General features: G+C 68.8%; 12 protein-coding genes and 1 tRNA gene. 12 read left to right on the forward strand and 1 reads right to left on the reverse strand.

From position 1 onward, the window contains the following. Positions 1–22: 22 nt before the first annotated feature. From ACFVVI_RS01010 to ACFVVI_RS01025, 4 genes are all read left to right on the forward strand, one after another. Positions 23–2,332: an FdhF/YdeP family oxidoreductase gene (locus ACFVVI_RS01010; protein WP_387442253.1), complete on the forward strand. Its 2,310-nt coding sequence runs from the start codon at positions 23–25 to the stop codon at positions 2,330–2,332. A gap of 13 nt (positions 2,333–2,345) precedes the next feature. Then, positions 2,346–3,209, forward strand: coding sequence for a type I methionyl aminopeptidase (gene map / locus ACFVVI_RS01015; protein ID WP_378992285.1), 864 nt, complete (start codon positions 2,346–2,348; stop codon positions 3,207–3,209). 68 nt (positions 3,210–3,277) lie between these two features. Beyond that, positions 3,278–4,849 (forward strand): cobyric acid synthase, encoded by a 1,572-nt coding sequence (locus tag ACFVVI_RS01020; protein ID WP_387442255.1) that lies wholly within the window; start codon positions 3,278–3,280, stop codon positions 4,847–4,849. A 187-nt stretch (positions 4,850–5,036) separates the two neighbouring features. Continuing rightward, positions 5,037–5,600, forward strand: coding sequence for an alpha/beta hydrolase (locus tag ACFVVI_RS01025; protein WP_387442258.1), 564 nt, complete (start codon positions 5,037–5,039; stop codon positions 5,598–5,600). A gap of 72 nt (positions 5,601–5,672) precedes the next feature. On the opposite strand, the gene ACFVVI_RS01030 is transcribed toward ACFVVI_RS01025, so the two are convergent. Continuing rightward, complete coding sequence (locus tag ACFVVI_RS01030; RefSeq protein WP_378992287.1) at positions 5,673–6,695, reverse strand: alpha/beta hydrolase; 1,023 nt, start codon at positions 6,693–6,695, stop codon at positions 5,673–5,675. A 153-nt stretch (positions 6,696–6,848) separates the two neighbouring features. On the opposite strand from ACFVVI_RS01030, the gene mqo reads away from it, so the two are divergent. From mqo to ACFVVI_RS01070, 8 genes are all read left to right on the forward strand, one after another. After that, the gene (gene mqo / locus ACFVVI_RS01035; protein ID WP_379312016.1) at positions 6,849–8,459 is read left to right on the forward strand and encodes a malate dehydrogenase (quinone); all 1,611 of its coding nucleotides are present in this window, start codon (positions 6,849–6,851) and stop codon (positions 8,457–8,459) included. Further along, positions 8,456–8,896, forward strand: coding sequence for a GNAT family N-acetyltransferase (locus tag ACFVVI_RS01040; RefSeq protein WP_379312017.1), 441 nt, complete (start codon positions 8,456–8,458; stop codon positions 8,894–8,896). Before mqo ends, ACFVVI_RS01040 begins: the two co-directional genes overlap by 4 nt. Positions 8,897–9,041: 145 nt before the next feature. Further along, entirely contained in the window at positions 9,042–11,132 is a 2,091-nt protein-coding gene (locus tag ACFVVI_RS01045) for a VWA domain-containing protein (protein WP_387444409.1), read from the forward strand. A 211-nt stretch (positions 11,133–11,343) separates the two neighbouring features. After that, positions 11,344–11,958, forward strand: coding sequence for a cob(I)yrinic acid a,c-diamide adenosyltransferase (cobO, locus tag ACFVVI_RS01050; protein ID WP_378626475.1), 615 nt, complete (start codon positions 11,344–11,346; stop codon positions 11,956–11,958). Further along, on the forward strand, positions 11,952–13,466 hold the full coding sequence (locus tag ACFVVI_RS01055) for a cobyrinate a,c-diamide synthase (RefSeq protein ID WP_387442262.1): 1,515 nt from the start codon (positions 11,952–11,954) through the stop codon (positions 13,464–13,466). Before cobO ends, ACFVVI_RS01055 begins: the two co-directional genes overlap by 7 nt. Positions 13,467–13,491: 25 nt before the next feature. Next, a complete protein-coding gene (locus ACFVVI_RS01060; RefSeq protein ID WP_387442264.1) occupies positions 13,492–13,923 on the forward strand; it encodes a cobalamin biosynthesis protein in 432 nt (143 codons plus the stop codon). A gap of 51 nt (positions 13,924–13,974) precedes the next feature. Beyond that, a tRNA-Pro gene (locus tag ACFVVI_RS01065) sits at positions 13,975–14,040 on the forward strand. 277 nt (positions 14,041–14,317) lie between these two features. After that, entirely contained in the window at positions 14,318–15,916 is a 1,599-nt protein-coding gene (locus ACFVVI_RS01070) for a TROVE domain-containing protein (protein ID WP_387442267.1), read from the forward strand. The last annotated feature ends 74 nt before the right edge of the window (positions 15,917–15,990 follow it).

Genomic DNA, 15,990 nt, shown 5'->3' on the forward strand with positions numbered 1-15,990 from the left:
AGAACTGAAGAGAAGCTGACACATGACCTCGATCGAGGACCCAGAAGATGATCTGAGCGTGACCCCGCCCAAGACCTGGGCGGTCGGCGTTCCCGCGGTGGCGCACGCGATCGAGTACTCGCTCTCGCAGAACTCCCCGGCCCGCACCGCGCTCACCTTGCTCAACATCAATCAGACCAAGGGCTTCGACTGTCCGGGCTGCGCGTGGCCCGAGCCCACGCGCCGCCACCTCAACGAGTACTGCGAAAACGGCGCCAAGCACATCAGCGACGAGGCCACCACCCGCCGCGTCACCCGGCAGTTCTTCGCCGAGCATCCGGTCGCCGAGCTCGACACCATGTCGGACTACTGGCTCAACCAGCAGGGCAGGCTCACCGAGCCGATGGTGAAGCGGCCCGGCGCCACGCACTACGAGCCCATCGGCTGGGACGATGCGTTCGGCGTGCTGGCCGGCGAACTGCGTGGGCTCGACAGCCCCGACGAGGCCCTGTTCTACACCTCGGGGCGGCTCAACAACGAGGCCGCGTTCCTGCTGCAACTGTTCGCCCGCGCCTATGGCACCAACAACCTGCCCGACTGCTCGAACCTGTGCCACGAGTCGAGCGGTTCCGCGTTGGCGCAGACCATCGGTGTCGGCAAGGGCAGCGTGTCCCTCGACGACATCTACGAAGCCGACCTGGTCTTCGTCGTCGGCCAGAACCCCGGCACGAACCATCCGCGCATGCTGTCGGCGCTCGAGGAGACCAAACGCAACGGCGGCAAGATCGTGGCGGTGAACCCGCTGCCCGAGGCCGGGCTGATCCGGTTCAAGAACCCGCAGAAGGCGCGCGGGGTGCTCGGGCGCGGCACCGAGATCGCCGATATCTTCCTCAAGATCCGCCCCGGCGGCGACCTGGCCCTGTTCCAGATGCTGAACAAACTGCTCCTCGACGCCGAGGACGCGGCGCCGGGCACGGTGCTCGACCACGCGTTCATCGCCGCGCACACCAGCGGTTTCGACGCCTTCGCCGAGCACGCCAGGACAGTGAGCTGGGAGCACGCGCTCACCGCCACCGGGCTCACGCGCGCGGAGATCGAGGCCGTGCACCAGCAGGTGCTGGCCAGCAAGAAGGTCATCGTGTGCTGGGCGATGGGTTTGACCCAGCACAAGCACGGCGTGCCCACGATCCGCGAGATCGTCGACTTCCTGCTGCTGCGCGGCAACCTCGGCCGACCCGGCGCCGGGGTGTGTCCGGTGCGCGGGCACAGCAATGTCCAGGGCGACCGCACCATGGGCATCTGGGAGCGGATGCCGCAGTCGTTCCTGGACGCGCTCGGCACGGAGTTCGGTTTCACCCCGCCCGCGGCCCACGGGCTGGACGCGGTCGGTGCCATCCGTGCCATGCGCGACGGCAAGGCGAAGGTATTCGTCGGTGTCGCAGGCAATTTCGTGCGGGCCACGCCCGACAGCGAGGTCACCGAAGCGGCCCTGCGGCAGTGTTCGCTGACCGTGCAGATCTCCACCAAACTCAACCGCTCCCACACGGTCTGCGGCGAGACGGCACTGATCCTGCCCACACTGGGTCGCAGCGATCGCGACATCCAGGCCACCGGCGAGCAGTTCTACACGGTCGAGGATTCGATGAGCCAGGTCCGCACGTCGCGGGGGCGCCTCGACCCGGCCTCACCCGACCTGCTGAGCGAGATCGCGATCATCTCCCGGCTGGCGCGCAGCACGCTGGGCGCGGAGTCCACGATTCCGTGGGAGGAATTCGTCGCCGACTACAGCACCGTGCGCGACCGTATCTCCCGGGTGGTGCCCGGCTTCGAGAACTTCAACGAGCGGGTCACCGCGCCGGGCGGGATGCTGCTGGTCAATCCGGTCAACCAGGGCATCTACCGCACCGCGAGCGGGAAGGCCGAGTTCACCCGCAACGACTTCGACATGATCGACGCGCCGCCGGGATACCTTGTGCTGCAATCACTGCGGTCCCACGATCAGTGGAACACCATTCCCTACGCGAGCAACGACCGCTATCGCGGCATCCACCACGCCCGCCGGGTGGTGATGGTCAACCCCGACGACCTGGCCGAGCGGGGGATCGCCGACGGGGAGCTGGTCGACATCGTCAGCATCTGGCACGACGGCACTGAGCGCCGCGCGGAGAAGTTCGTCGCCGTCGGGTACCCGGCCAGCCGTGGGTCGGCCGCCGCGTACTACCCGGAGACCAACGTGCTGGTTCCGCTCGACAGCGTCGCCGACATCAGCAACACGCCGACCTCGAAAGGCATCATCGTCCGTTTGGAGCCGGTGGTCCGACGGGCTGGGACCGACGGCGACGAGCGCGCATAGATACACTGCTCTCATGTCCGTGCGCACCCGTCAGCCACTAGTTCCCGGTACCCAGTCGCCGATCCGGGAAGTTCCCCGCTCCATCGAGCGGCCCGAATACGTGTGGAAGAAGACCGCGAACGAGGGCAACGAGCCCTGGGTACAGACCACCGAGACCATCGAGAAGATGCGAATCGCCGGCAAGATCGCGGCGCGGGCACTCGAAGAGGCGGGTAAGGCCGTGGTTCCCGGCGTTACCACCGACGAACTCGACCGGATCGCCCACGAGTACATGTGCGACCACGGCGCCTACCCGTCGACGCTGGGCTACAAGGGTTTTCCCAAATCCTGCTGCACCTCGCTCAACGAGGTCATCTGCCACGGCATCCCCGACTCGACGGTGGTCGAAGACGGTGACATCGTCAATATCGACGTCACCGCCTTCATCCACGGCGTGCACGGCGACACCAACAAGACCTTCCTGGCCGGCGATGTCGACGAGGAGGTGCGTCTGCTCGTCGAGCGCACCGAAGAGGCCACCAACCGGGCCATCAAGGCGGTCAAGCCGGGTCGCGCCCTGAACGTGGTCGGGCGTGTCATCGAGGCCTACGCCAACCGCTTCGGCTACGGCGTGGTGCGCGACTTCACCGGCCACGGCGTCGGCCCCACCTTCCACAGCGGACTGGTGGTGCTGCACTACGACCAGCCCAACATCGAGTCGGTGATCGAGCCCGGCATGACCTTCACGATCGAGCCGATGATCAACCTCGGCGGCATCGACTACGACATCTGGGACGACGGCTGGACCGTGGTCACCCAGGACCGCAAGTGGACCGCGCAGTTCGAGCACACACTGGTCGTCACCGACACGGGTGCGGAAGTTCTGACCTTGCCGTGAATCGGCGCAGGTCGAGGCTCGCGCCTTTGGGTCGTCACCGACACGGGCGCGGAAATTCTCACGCTGCCGTGAGTGCGCCCCTGCGCGGCGCGCTGTTGATCGCGGGTACCACCTCCGACGCCGGGAAGAGTGTCGTGGTGGCGGGTATCTGCCGGATGCTGGCGCGGCGCGGGGTGCGGGTGGCGCCGTTCAAGGCGCAGAACATGTCGAACAACTCGGTCGTCACCCTCGACGGCGGGGAGATCGGGCGCGCCCAGGCGCTGCAAGCACGAGCCTGCGGGCTGGAGCCGAGCGTGCGGTTCAACCCGGTGCTGTTGAAGCCCGGTAGCGATCGCCGCTCGCAGCTGGTGGTTCGCGGCGCCGCTGTCGGAACTGTCGGCGCGCGTGACTATTTCACTCGTCGGCAGGAACTGCGCGAGGTCGTCGCGGCCGAATTGGCCTCGTTACGTGACGAATTCGACGTAGTGATCTGTGAGGGGGCGGGCTCACCGGCCGAAATCAACCTCAGGGCAACCGATCTCGCGAACATGGGTTTGGCCCGCGCCGCCGATATTCCGGTCCTGGTGGTGGGCGACATCGACCGCGGCGGCGTTCTCGCCCACCTGTTCGGCACCGTCGCCGTGCTGGAACCCGAAGATCAGCAGCTCATCGCGGGCTTCCTCATCAATAAATTCCGCGGCGACGTGTCCCTGCTGCAACCCGGCCTCGACCAGCTGGTCGCGCTGACCGGCCGCCCCACCCTCGGCGTTCTTCCCTTCGCCGAGGAGCTCTGGCTCGATGCCGAAGATTCCCTCGGCACCCTCTCCGGTGCCCCCGTGGGCCGCCCCGGCCCGCCGCACGGCACCGACTGGCTCACCGTGGCCGCCGTCCGCCTCCCGCGAATCTCCAACTCCACCGACATCGAGGCTCTCGCCTGCGAACCCGGCGTCTCGGTCCGCTGGGCCGACAGCCCCCATCAGCTGGCCACCGCCGACCTCGTGATCGTTCCCGGCAGCAAGGCGACCATCTCCGACCTGAACTGGTTGCGCGCCAACGGAATCGCCGATGCTCTTCGTGCTCGCGCCGTCGCAGGCCGTCCCGTCCTCGGCATCTGTGGCGGCTACCAGATGCTCGGCACCCGCATCGTCGACGGCGTCGAGCACACAGCGGCAGCGGGTCAGGCCGACGTCCCCGAATCGGGGTCTGCGCGGCCCTGCGTGGTGGACGGCCTCGGTCTCCTCGACCTCGATATCGAATTCGCGGACCCCAAGATCGCCCGGCAGGTGTCGGGCATCGCGGGCGCGGACCCCCTGCACGGCTACGAGATCCATCACGGCCGCGTCACCCGCACCGCCGACCCCGCCTGGCTGACCATCGACGGCGACCCGGAAGGGAGTGTGCGAGAAGCGATCTGGGGCACCCATGTCCACGGGCTCCTCGAGTCCGACGAGTTCCGCCGCACCTGGCTCACCGAGGTGGCCGCCCGCGCCGGACGCACCGGCTTCACCGTCGCGCCCGGCACCTCGGTCGCGGCCGTCCGATCCGCGCAACTCGACCTCCTCGCCGACCTCATCGAGAAACACGTCGACCTCGTGGCGCTGGACCAGTTGATCCGCGACGGCGCCCCGGCCGGCATCCCGGTCATCCGAACGTCCCAGTGACCCGGCGCGCTGTGGACGCGGCGGTGTGCGGCTCGTCTCGCCTCACAGCCCGGGGCGCGGCGTTGTGACAGGTTCGGCAATTCGGGTGTTGTGGACAGTGAAAGCCCAGTACACGGGGGTGTGCGGATCGGCGGGCCGCGGCGGAACAGGCCGCGTTGTTCAGGCTGGACGTGTACCGTAACCCGGCATGAAATCTCGGCAGATCACGGTCGGTGACCAGGCCTGGACGGTGCGGGTCGACGGACCATCTTCGCGGCACAATGTGCTGCTGCTTCCCGATGCGGACGACCCTGCCGACGTGTTCGACAAGGTGTGCACGCGGCTGCACGAATCCGACTTGCAGACCATCGTCGTGGAGTCTGTCGAGGGGCTCGATCCGGCGGGTGTGCGCGCGATTCTCGACGAACTCGAACTGCCCTACGTCAACGTCGCGGGGCGTGGGTCGGGCGCGGCGCTGGCGTGGCGGGTGTGCGCGGGCCGGTTCGGCCGGTTCATGAGTCTGGTCGTCGCCGACCACGGGCACCCGGCGGTTCCCGACGCCGACGGCCGAGTCCCCGACGCGACCTGTCCGCCGCTGGAACTGCCCGTCACGATGCTGGTCACCAAGGGCCTGCCCCGCGCCACCGCCGACGCCTCCGGCCGCTATGTCTACGGCGAATTCCGGGTCGTCCCACTGGAAGTCGACAACATCGCCACCGAGGCGGGCCACGAATTCGCCACCGAGATCGTCCTGCGCACCAGCCTCTGGTAGATGCGGCCGAGCTCACCAGGCACTGACGCGGATCGCTGATCGCGCCAGTGCCTGGTGAGCGGTGTGTCCGGATCAGGACTTGCGGTAGGCCGCCAACCAGTCGAGCCAATTGTCGGTTTCCTGGAACGCGTTGGCGCGCACGGCTTCCGAGGACAGGAACACGTCGTGGCGGGCGCCGTCGATCGGGACGATCGAGGTGCGCTCGCCCAGACAACCCGCCCAGCGCTGGATCTGCTTCACATCGAGCACGGCATCGGCCACGTCGACGGCGGGGGAGTGCTCACGGGCGAACTTGGTGAGCCGCGAACGCAGGATCAGCGCCGGCACGCCGATGGTCAGGCCCTGGTGCAGGCGCGCGTGTCCCCGGCGGATGGCGCGCAGCCAGCCCAGCCGCACCGGTTCACCGCTGAGCGGCTTCCAGTCCAGGTTGTAATCCCACTCACCCGAGCGGCTGGTGTGCAGGCTGTCGCCGTAGGCGGTGCTGACGCCGCCGGGCAACTGGGCGAAGGCGCGGAACCGGCCCACCGCGTTGATCACGGGGGTGCCGACGGTGCGGTAGAAGGACGGTCCCTGGAGGTCGAACCAGGGACTGTTGAGGACGACCCCGGCCACGCCCGCCGCCGCGCTGCCACCGGCCGCCTCGAGCCGGTCCAGCCACAGCGGCACGATCAGGCCACCGGTCGAATGCGCGACGATCAGCACATCGTTGCCGGTCTCCTCGCGCGCGATCCGCAGCGCCTCGGTCAGCTCGTCGTCGTAGAGCGCCAGGTCGCTCACATAGTGCGCGCTCTGTCCTTCTCGCCGCGACCGCCCGCATTTACGCAGGTCGAGTGCGTAGAACCGGTGCCCGCGCGCCGCGAAATGCTCGGCCAGGTGCTCCTGGAAGAAGTAGTCGGTGAACCCGTGCACGTAGAGCACGGTCGGCTCGATCGCCGGCGCCGTGGCATCGGGCAGATAGCGCACGAGCGTGGCCACCACCTCGCCCTCACCGTCGGGGTCGATACCGAGCGGGAGGGTCCGCTGTTGATAGGCGGTGCCGAGAACATCGGGTTGCCACTGCTCGTCGGTTCGATCAGCGAGGGTTTCTTTCGTCACACTGCTCAATCTATCGCGCGGTCATGGTGACGTGCAGGCTTGCTTTTCATCACATTCGGGAGGTCCGTTGCAGAACTGTGCTCAGCTGAGGTGCACAATTGGCATCAGGTGAACGACGGGTAACCTACCTCCCGGCGATTCACCGCGAGTCGCATGAACACCGCCAAAGCGCCCGCGCCAAGCGAACTCACCTGCCGGTGGGTAGCTGAGAAGGACAAGGAAGTCGATCTACCCGTGCCGAACGCTGCGAAGAGTGAAAAGACCGATGTAGTTCTCATCGGCGCTGGCATCATGAGTGCCACGCTGGGCGCGCTGCTGCGGCAGCTGCAGCCGGATTGGACGATCTCGGTGTTCGAGCGGCTCGACGCCGCCGCCGCGGAGAGCAGCGACCCGTGGAACAACGCGGGCACCGGCCACTCGGCGCTGTGTGAGCTCAACTACAGCCCGCAGAACGCCGACGGCTCGGTCGACGTGAGCAAGGCCGTCGACATCAACGAGCGCTTCCAGGTCTCGCGCCAGTTCTGGGCCTCCGCTGTCGACGCAGGCGTGCTGGACGACCCCGCGGGCTTCATCAACCCCATCCCGCACGTCAGCTTCGTGCACGGCGCCGACAACGTCGACTACCTGCGCAAGCGCTACGAGGCACTGTCGCCGCACCCGCTGTTCCGTGGCATGGAGTACATCGACACCCCCGACGAGTTCGCCGCGCGCCTGCCGCTGATGGCCAAGGGCCGTGACTTCAGCGACCCGATCGCGCTGAACTGGTCCGACGGCGGCACCGATATCGACTTCGGCGCGCTCACCAAGCAGCTGCTCGCCTACATCGGCTACTCCGGCGGCGAGATCGCCTTCGGCACCGAGGTCCGCAACCTCGACAAGCAGTCCGACGGATCGTGGAACGTCACCGTCCGCAACCTGCGCACCTACCAGTCGCGCACCATCAACGCGAAGTTCGTGTTCGTCGGCGCCGGTGGTGGCGCGCTGCCGCTGCTGCAGAAGGCAGGCATCGCCGAAGCCAAGGGCTTCGGCGGCTTCCCGATCAGCGGCCAGTTCCTGCGCTCCACCAACCCGGAGCTGATCGCCGCGCACGAGGCCAAGGTCTACGGCAAGGCCGCCGTCGGCGCGCCGCCCATGTCGGTGCCGCACCTCGACACCCGCGTCATCAACGGCCAGAAGGGCCTGCTGTTCGGCCCCTATGCCGGCTGGACCCCCAAGTTCCTCAAGGACGGCTCCAACGCCGACCTGTTCAAGTCGATCAAGCCGAACAACATCGGCTCGCTCGTCGGCGTCGGCCTCACCGAGCTCGGCCTGACCAAGTACCTGGTCGAAGAGCTGCTCAAGTCGCAGAACGGCAAGGTGGGCGTACTCGGGGAGTTCCTGCCGCGCGCGCAGGGCCGCGACTGGGAGCTCATCACCGCCGGTCAGCGCGTGCAGGTCATCCGCCGCAAGGGTGTGGGTGGCGTGCTCGAGTTCGGCACCGCGGTCATCTCCGCGCAGGACGGCTCCATCGCCGGTCTGCTCGGTGCGTCGCCGGGTGCGTCGACCTGCGTCACCGCCATGCTCGACGTGATGCAGCGGTGCTTCCCGGAGCAGTACACCGGCTGGACGCCGCAGCTGCAGCAGATGATCCCCTCCCTCGGCCAGAAGCTGTCGGAGAACCAGGCCCTGTTCCAGGAAGTGTGGGACTGGACCAGCAAGTCGCTGAAGCTGGACGGCAACACCGCGCCTGCGAACGAGCAGGTCTCGAGCTACGCCCAGGTGTGAGCGCCGAACTGAGACGGGCGTGGGCGGCGGATCTCGACGCCGCCACCCTGTACCGGTTGTTGTGCCTGCGCGTCGAAGTGTTCGTCGTCGAGCAGGAATGCGCCTATCCCGAGCTGGACGGGCGCGACCTGCTGGCGACGACGCGGCACCTGTGGCTCGACGACGGTTCCGTGCTCGCCACGTTGCGCCTGCTCGACGAGTCCGATAACGGGGTCACCAGCTATCGCATCGGCCGGGTCTGCGTCGCGCAGTCCGCTCGTAAACACGGGTACACCACCCGGCTGATGCAGGCCGCACTGGCCGAAACCGGCTCGGCCACTGTGCGACTGGATGCCCAGTCGCACCTGGTCGGCATGTACGCGAAGTTCGGTTTCGCCGTCGACGGGCCCGAATACGACGACGACGGGATCATGCACGTGCCGATGCGGCGCGGCTGAGGCGGTACACCGCCCGTCGATGCCCGGGGGAGGGCCCGCAACGGCGCGCGCATAGAGTTGGGGCGTGCCTGGTTTTGCTGATGTCGCCGCTGGTCCGCACACCGCCGCACGTGCGGCGGGTGAGGCGGGATTCCCGTTCTCCGCTGTGGTGGGGCAGGAGCGATTGCAGCTGGCGTTGATCTTGTCGGCCGTGCACCCCGGGATCGGCGGGGTGCTGGTGCGGGGTGAGAAGGGCACGGCGAAGTCGACCGTGGTCCGCGCGCTCGCGCAGTTGCTGCCGCCCGTGGTCGACGAGACCGGGGCCCGGCCCGCCCGGCTCGTGGAGTTGCCGGTCGGCGCCACCGAGGACCGCGTCGTCGGGTCACTCGATCTCGAGCGGGTGCTGCGCGACGGGGAGCAGGCGTTCCGGCCCGGGCTGCTCGCCGCTGCCCACCACGGCGTGCTCTACGTGGACGAAGTGAACCTGCTGCACGACCACCTGGTGGACGTGCTGCTCGACGCGGCGGCGATGGGACGCGTGCACGTCGAGCGCGACGGTGTCTCGCACTCGCATCCGGCGCGGTTCGTGCTGGTCGGCACGATGAACCCCGAAGAGGGCGAGTTGCGCCCGCAGCTGCTCGACCGGTTCGGGCTCACTGTCGATGTGGCGGCCTCGCGCGAGGTCGACGTGCGGATGGCGGTGGTGCGCCGTCGCCTCGACTACGAGGCCGACCCGGCCGCGTTCGCCGCCCGCTATGTCGACGCCGATCAGGTGGTGGCCGAACGCATTCTGACCGCACGCGACCGGTTGCCCGAGGTCGCGCTGGACAATGCGGAGCTGCGCCGGATCGCGGCGCTGTGCGCGTCGTTCGATGTCGACGGGATGCGTGCCGACCTCGTCGTCGCCCGGACCGCGACCGCGCATGCCGCGTGGCGTGGACGGGATCGGGTCACCGAGGACGATGTGCGGATCGCGGCGGAACTCGCGCTGCCGCACCGTCGTCGGCGGGATCCGTTCGACGAGCCCGGGATCAGCGAGCAGCAGCTCGACGAAGCGATGGACGCCGCGGCCGCCGAGGTCGACAAGGCTTCGGGGGATGAGGAATTCGACGGTTCGCGTGGACCGGGTGCCGAGGGGAACGGCCATCGGGACGAGCTCGACGCCGATGGCGGTGACAGCGCGCACCCGGACGATGTCGACCCCGGTGGCCGCGAGGACGAGCGGTCGCGAGGCAGCGGTCGCGAAAGCGGTCCGGACGGCCTGGGTCCCGATGATGGTCCTGATGATGACGGCGGCCCTGATGGCGGCGGCCCGGACGATCGAGGACCGGACGGTGGCGGACCGGGCGGCGGCGGTTCCGGCGGCGACCGCTCGGACAGCTCCAACCAGGACAACGCGGGCAACGGTTCGCGACCCGGACCCGAAAAACTTTCGGGCACACCGACTTCGGCAGGCAAGCCCGCGCCGCGGTGGGAGGTCCCCGGTATCGGCGAAGGTGCCCCCGGGCGCCGTTCGCGCGCCCGGACCAGGACCGGCCGTACGGTCCGCCCCGACGCCGACCCGTCGACCGGCCTGCACCTGCTCGGCACCGTCTTCGCGGCCGCGCCGAAGCAATTCGAGCGTGGCAGGATCAGCGGCCCACTCGCCCTGGAAACCGAGGACCTGCGCGGCGCGTATCGCGAAGGCAGAGAAGGCAATCTGGTCGTTTTCGTGGTCGACGCGTCCGGCTCGATGGCCGCGCGCGACCGTCTCACCGCCGTCACCGGCGCGATTGTCACGCTGCTGCGCGATGCCTATCAGCGCCGCGACAAGGTGGCCGTGATCAGCGTCCGCGGCAGTACGGCCGAACTCGTTCTGCCGCCCACCTCCTCGGTCGACATCGCGGTCCGCCGCCTGGCCGGGATGCGCACCGGCGGCAAAACGCCACTCGCCGCGGGCTTGCAGAAGGCGCGCGAGGTGATCGCCCGCGAACACGTCCGCGACCCCCGCCGCCGCCCGATGCTGATCCTGCTCACCGACGGCCGTGCTACCGGCGGCACCGACCCGCTGCCACGGGCGCGCACCGCCGCCAAGCTGCTGGCCGCGCAAGGACACACCGCCATGGTCATCGACTGCGAGCGCGGCATGATCCGGCTCGGCCTCGCCGCCGAACTCGCTCGCGACCTGCGCGCCCGCTACCTGCGCTTGACCGAACTCACCGGCGAGACAGTCGCCGACGTGGTCCGTGCCACGGGTCTGCCCGCTCGAGCGGCGTAGAGGTTCCAGCCCGTCCGGCGTAGGGGTCGAGCCCTGTGAGTGTGCCGGGCGCACCCTGATAGAAAGGGTGACGAACCGGCACGCGTGGCCGGCCCGAGAGGTACGGGTCGCGGAGCGGGCTTCGACATTCGAGCGCGCCGTCGTGCGACAGATATCGACCGCGAGGTCGTGCAGAACGCGCACCTCGCGTGCGTCGAGAAGAGGAGTTTCCGTGCCCAAAGGTGTTCCGGAGACCGTCCCCGAGGACGGTCTGACCACTCGGCAGCGGCGCAATCAGCCGGTGCTCGCCGTGCACACCGGGCCGGGCAAGGGCAAGTCCACCGCGGCGTTCGGGATGGCGTTGCGGGCCTGGAACCAGGGCTTCGACGTGGCGGTCTTCCAGTTCGTGAAGAGCGCGAAATGGAAGGTCGGCGAGGAAGCCGCCTTCCGGACCCTCGGCACCCTGCACGAGGAGACCGGCGCGGGTGGCGCGGTCGAGTGGCACAAGATGGGCGAAGGCTGGTCCTGGACCCGCAAGCACGGCACCGAGGAGGACCACGCGGCCGCCGCCCTGTCCGGCTGGCAGGAGATCGCCCGCCGCCTCGCCGCCGAACAGCACCGCTTCTACGTCCTCGACGAGTTCACCTACCCGCTCAAATGGGGCTGGGTCGACATCGACGAGGTCGTCGACACCCTCACCCACCGCCCTGGCAACCAGCACGTGGTCATTACCGGTCGCGACGCGCCCCCGGCCCTGATCGAGGCCGCCGACCTGGTCACCGAGATGACGAAGGTCAAGCACCCGATGGACGCGGGTCGCAAGGGCCAACGCGGTATCGAATGGTGAGTGCTCCCGCAGTAGTGATCGCGGCCCCGGCATCGGGGAGCGGGAAGACCACCTTGGCCACCGGGCTGATCGGTGCGCTGCGACGGGCCGGGCATCGGGTGGCACCGTTCAAGGTGGGACCCGACTACATCGACCCCGGCTACCACGGGCTCGCGGCCGGGCGGCCGGGGCGCAATCTGGATCCCGTTCTGGTGGGCGAGGATCGGGTGGTGCCGCTGTATCGCCACGGCGCGCAGGGCTGCGATATCGCCGTCGTCGAAGGCGTGATGGGCCTGTTCGACGGCCGGATCGACGAGAACCGCGGCGACGCGATCGCCGAGGGTTCCACCGCGCAGGTGGCGGGGCTGCTCGGGGCACCGGTGGTGCTGGTGGTCGACGCCCGTGGTCATTCCCAGAGTCTCGCGGCGCTCCTGCACGGCTTCGCCACCTACGACTCCTCGGTCCGCCTCGGCGGTGTGATCCTCAATCGCGTCGGCAGCGAACGCCACGAACAGGTCTTGCGCGCGGCCTGCGATCGTGTCGGTCTGCCCGTTCTCGGCGCGCTGCCCCGCATGGCCGAACTGGAAGTCCCCTCCCGCCATCTCGGCCTCATCCCCGCCGTCGAACACGGCTCCGCCGCCACCGCCGCAGTCGACGCCATGACAGAACTCGTCGCGGCACACGTGGACCTGCGTGCCATCGTCGCCCTGGCCGGCGGCTCGGTGCTGGGTGACGTGTGGGATCCACACGTCGAACTGGCCTCCATCGCTGAACATGCCACGGCCGGAACAAGTTCCGACGGCGACCGCGCGCACGACCCGCGCGTGACGGACGCGGCGATGGTCCGCCGGCAGCCGACCTCGGTCGATCCCGCCGCGGAATCCGCGTCCTCGGCCGCGGGGTCCGGCGTCGTCTCGGGCAGAGATCCGTTGATCGCGATGGCGGGCGGTCCGGCCTTCACATTCGGCTATGCCGAGCATCGGGAACTACTGGTCGCGGCCGGTGCCCGGGTAGTGGTTTTCGATCCGTTGACCGACGAACTCCCTGTCGGCACAGCCGGATTGGTCCTGCCCGGTGGTTTTCCGGAGGAGCACGCGGGGCAGCTGTCAGCCAACGAGCGTCTCCGCGCCGCAGTGGCCGACGGTGCGTCGAGGGGCTTGCCGATCCACGCCGAGTGCGCGGGCCTGCTCTACCTCACCCGCTCGCTCGACGGCCATCGGATGGCAGGCGTGATCGACGCCGACGCCGAATTCGGTCCGCGCCTGACCCTCGGCTACCGCGACGCCGTCGCGCTGCACGACTCGGCGCTGTGGCGCGCGGGGTCGCGGGTGCGAGGCCACGAATTCCACCGCACCCGCCTGGTCCGCACCGGCGCGGAGAACCCCGCCTGGGGTTGGCGCGCACCGGGTTCCGTCGCCGAAGGCGCTGTGCTCCGCCAGGTCCACGCCTCCTACCTGCACACCCATCCGGCGGGAAATCCCGACGCGATCGCCCGATTCGTCACCGCCGCACGACGATTCGACCACTGATAGCGTGCGGCGGTACACGGCGACGATGACGACTTCCGACGGTGAGCGACAACCGGGAACCGGTGCTACGCCTTCGGGCCCGGCGCCGGCCGTCGGCATCGGCATACGGCCGGGCACCGATGCGGGGCGGATCGTTCGCGCGGTGCGGGCGGTAGTCGGCGATACCACCATCAGTTGTTTGGCGACCCTCGATCGGCGTGCGACCGAACCCGGTGTGCTGACCGCCGCGGCGACCCTCGGTGTGGCCGTGGTGGCATTCACCGCCGAACAACTGGCCGAAGTCGACGTAGGGCACCGTTCGGACCACGCCTCGGCGGCGGTCGGCACCCCCAGCGTCGCGGAAGCCGCGGCATTGCTCGCGGGCAGTGGCGAACTCGTCCGCGGCAGAACAATTGTCGACGGAATCGTGGTCGCCGCCGCGTCGACTTCGCCGCGGTCGTCGATGCCCGGAGATTAATTCGCTGGGCAAGATCGTTGGTGCGCAGTAAATTCATGTCAGCAGTTGCGAGGCGGACCGGATCTGATCGGTTACCACTCGGATTGGGGATGTCGCAGGTTCGAATCCTGCCCGCCATCGCAAGGTGGTGGTAGCTCAGCTGGTAGAGCACCTGTACCGGTCGGGACACACACGTCCGCTGAGCAACTGTCCAACGTGAACGAGCAGGACGGACCGGATTCGGTCGGTTATCTGGCACGACCTCTGGGTCCAGCGGGTTCGAACCCCGTGGCGGAAAGTGATTTCCGTTCTTCGGCCGTAACTACACGTCCGTCCGCTCACCACGTCACCACATGCCCCGGTCGGGTCCCGGGTCCGAAACATCGACGCCGGTACACGTATCGGAGGGGGAACAATGAATATCTTGTCGCGCTTTTCTCGTCGCGCCACGCCGCAGACCGTGCCCGCCGATCGCCGGCAGGTCGTGAACAACGCGGGCGGCTACGTTTTCGAGATCACCCCGCAGGCGCGGGTGCGTCGCTTCCTCACGCTCGGCACGGAATCCGGAACTTTCTATGTCGATGCGAAGGCTTTGACAGCGGACAACGCTGAATTCGTCGTCGAATACGCCGCTGAGCACACCGCCGATCTGGTTCGCGAGATCGTCGAGATCTCCGCCTCCGGGCGCGCGCCGCGCCAGAACCCGGCGCTGTTCGCGCTGGCCGCCGCCGCGTCGCTCGGTGACGTCGAGGGCCGCCGGGCCGCCTTCGCCGCGCTGCCGCTGGTCGCGCGCACCGGTACGCACCTGTTCCTGTTCGCCGGCTACGCCGAGCAGTTCCGTGGCTGGGGTCGTGGTCTGCGGCGTGCCGTCGCGAACTGGTACCTGGACAAGCCGATCGACGACCTGGCATTCCAGGTGGTCAAGTACCGGCAGCGGGAGGGCTGGTCGAACCGCGACCTGCTGCGACTCTCACACCCGGCGACCACCGACGACGATCGGCGCAGGCTGTTCGACTGGATCTGTGGTCGCGCACCGGAACTCGACGGCTTGGCACTGCTCGACGGTTTCCAGCGGGCACAGGAAGCACCGGTGGCGCGGGTGCCGGAGTTGGTGCGTGAGTACCGGCTCAGCTGGGAGATGCTGCCCGACGCCGCACTGAACACCGCGCCGGTGTGGGAAGCGTTGCTCGACAACGGCATCCCGCAGACGGCGCTGCTGCGACAGCTGCCGCGCCTGACCCGTCTCGGCCTGCTCGATCCGCTCGGACCGCGCACCGCGGCGATCTGCGCGCAGCTCGCCGACCCGGCGAGGCTGCGCAAGGCTCGCGTGCACCCGGTGTCGGTGCTGATCGCGTTGCGCACCTACGCTTCCGGGCGGTCGGCGCGTGGCGCGGGCACCTGGACGCCCTCGGCCCCGGTCGTCGACGCCCTCGACGCCGCGTTCTACGCGGCCTTCGAGTTCGTGCGGCCGACCGGCCTGCGTCACCTGCTGGCGCTGGACGTGTCGGGCTCGATGACGAGTGCGATCGCAGGACTGCCGATCTCGGCGCGCGAGGCCTCGGCCGCGCTCGCCCTGGTCACCGCACGTACCGAGCCGCGGCACGAGATCGTCGGGTTCACCGCCAGCGGTCAGGGGTGGCAGGGGGCGCGCGGCTTGTCCCCGCTGTCGATCTCGCCGCGGCAACGTCTCGACGACGCGGTGCGGGCGATATCGGGTTTGCCGTTCGGCGGCACCGACTGCTCGCTGCCCATCCTGCACGCGCTGGACAAGGGCATCGAAGTCGATGTGTTCTCGATCTTCACCGACAACGAGACCTGGGCGGGTGCGGTGCATCCGTACCAGGCGCTGGCCCGCTACCGCCGTGAGGTGAACCCGCGGGCCAAGCTCGTGGTGGTCGGCATGACGGCGACGAACTTCAGCATCGCCGATCCAGGCGACGCGGGCATGCTCGACGTCGCCGGCTTCGACGCCGCCGTGCCGTCGCTCCTGGCCGACTTCGCCACGGCAGCATAAGAATACGACCCCAGAAGAAATCGGAGCCGCCGCGACCTCGTTGTCGCGGCGGCGCCTTTTCTTCTCGCGCGAGA

It is taken from the genome of Nocardia sp. NPDC058114, from assembly GCF_042884695.1.
Classification (GTDB): Bacteria; Actinomycetota; Actinomycetes; order Mycobacteriales; family Mycobacteriaceae; genus Nocardia.

What these genes read in the sequence shown, in the direction of transcription:
- map (WP_378992285.1), top strand. Translation starts at nt 2,346, where the DNA reads ATGTCCGTGCGCACCCGTCAGCCACTAGTTCCCGGTACCCAGTCGCCG.
- mqo (WP_379312016.1), top strand. Translation starts at nt 6,849, where the DNA reads ATGAACACCGCCAAAGCGCCCGCGCCAAGCGAACTCACCTGCCGGTGG.
- ACFVVI_RS01025 (WP_387442258.1), top strand. Translation starts at nt 5,037, where the DNA reads ATGAAATCTCGGCAGATCACGGTCGGTGACCAGGCCTGGACGGTGCGG.
- ACFVVI_RS01060 (WP_387442264.1), top strand. Translation starts at nt 13,492, where the DNA reads ATGACGACTTCCGACGGTGAGCGACAACCGGGAACCGGTGCTACGCCT.
- ACFVVI_RS01010 (WP_387442253.1), top strand. Translation starts at nt 23, where the DNA reads ATGACCTCGATCGAGGACCCAGAAGATGATCTGAGCGTGACCCCGCCC.
- ACFVVI_RS01070 (WP_387442267.1), top strand. Translation starts at nt 14,318, where the DNA reads ATGAATATCTTGTCGCGCTTTTCTCGTCGCGCCACGCCGCAGACCGTG.
- ACFVVI_RS01055 (WP_387442262.1), top strand. Translation starts at nt 11,952, where the DNA reads ATGGTGAGTGCTCCCGCAGTAGTGATCGCGGCCCCGGCATCGGGGAGC.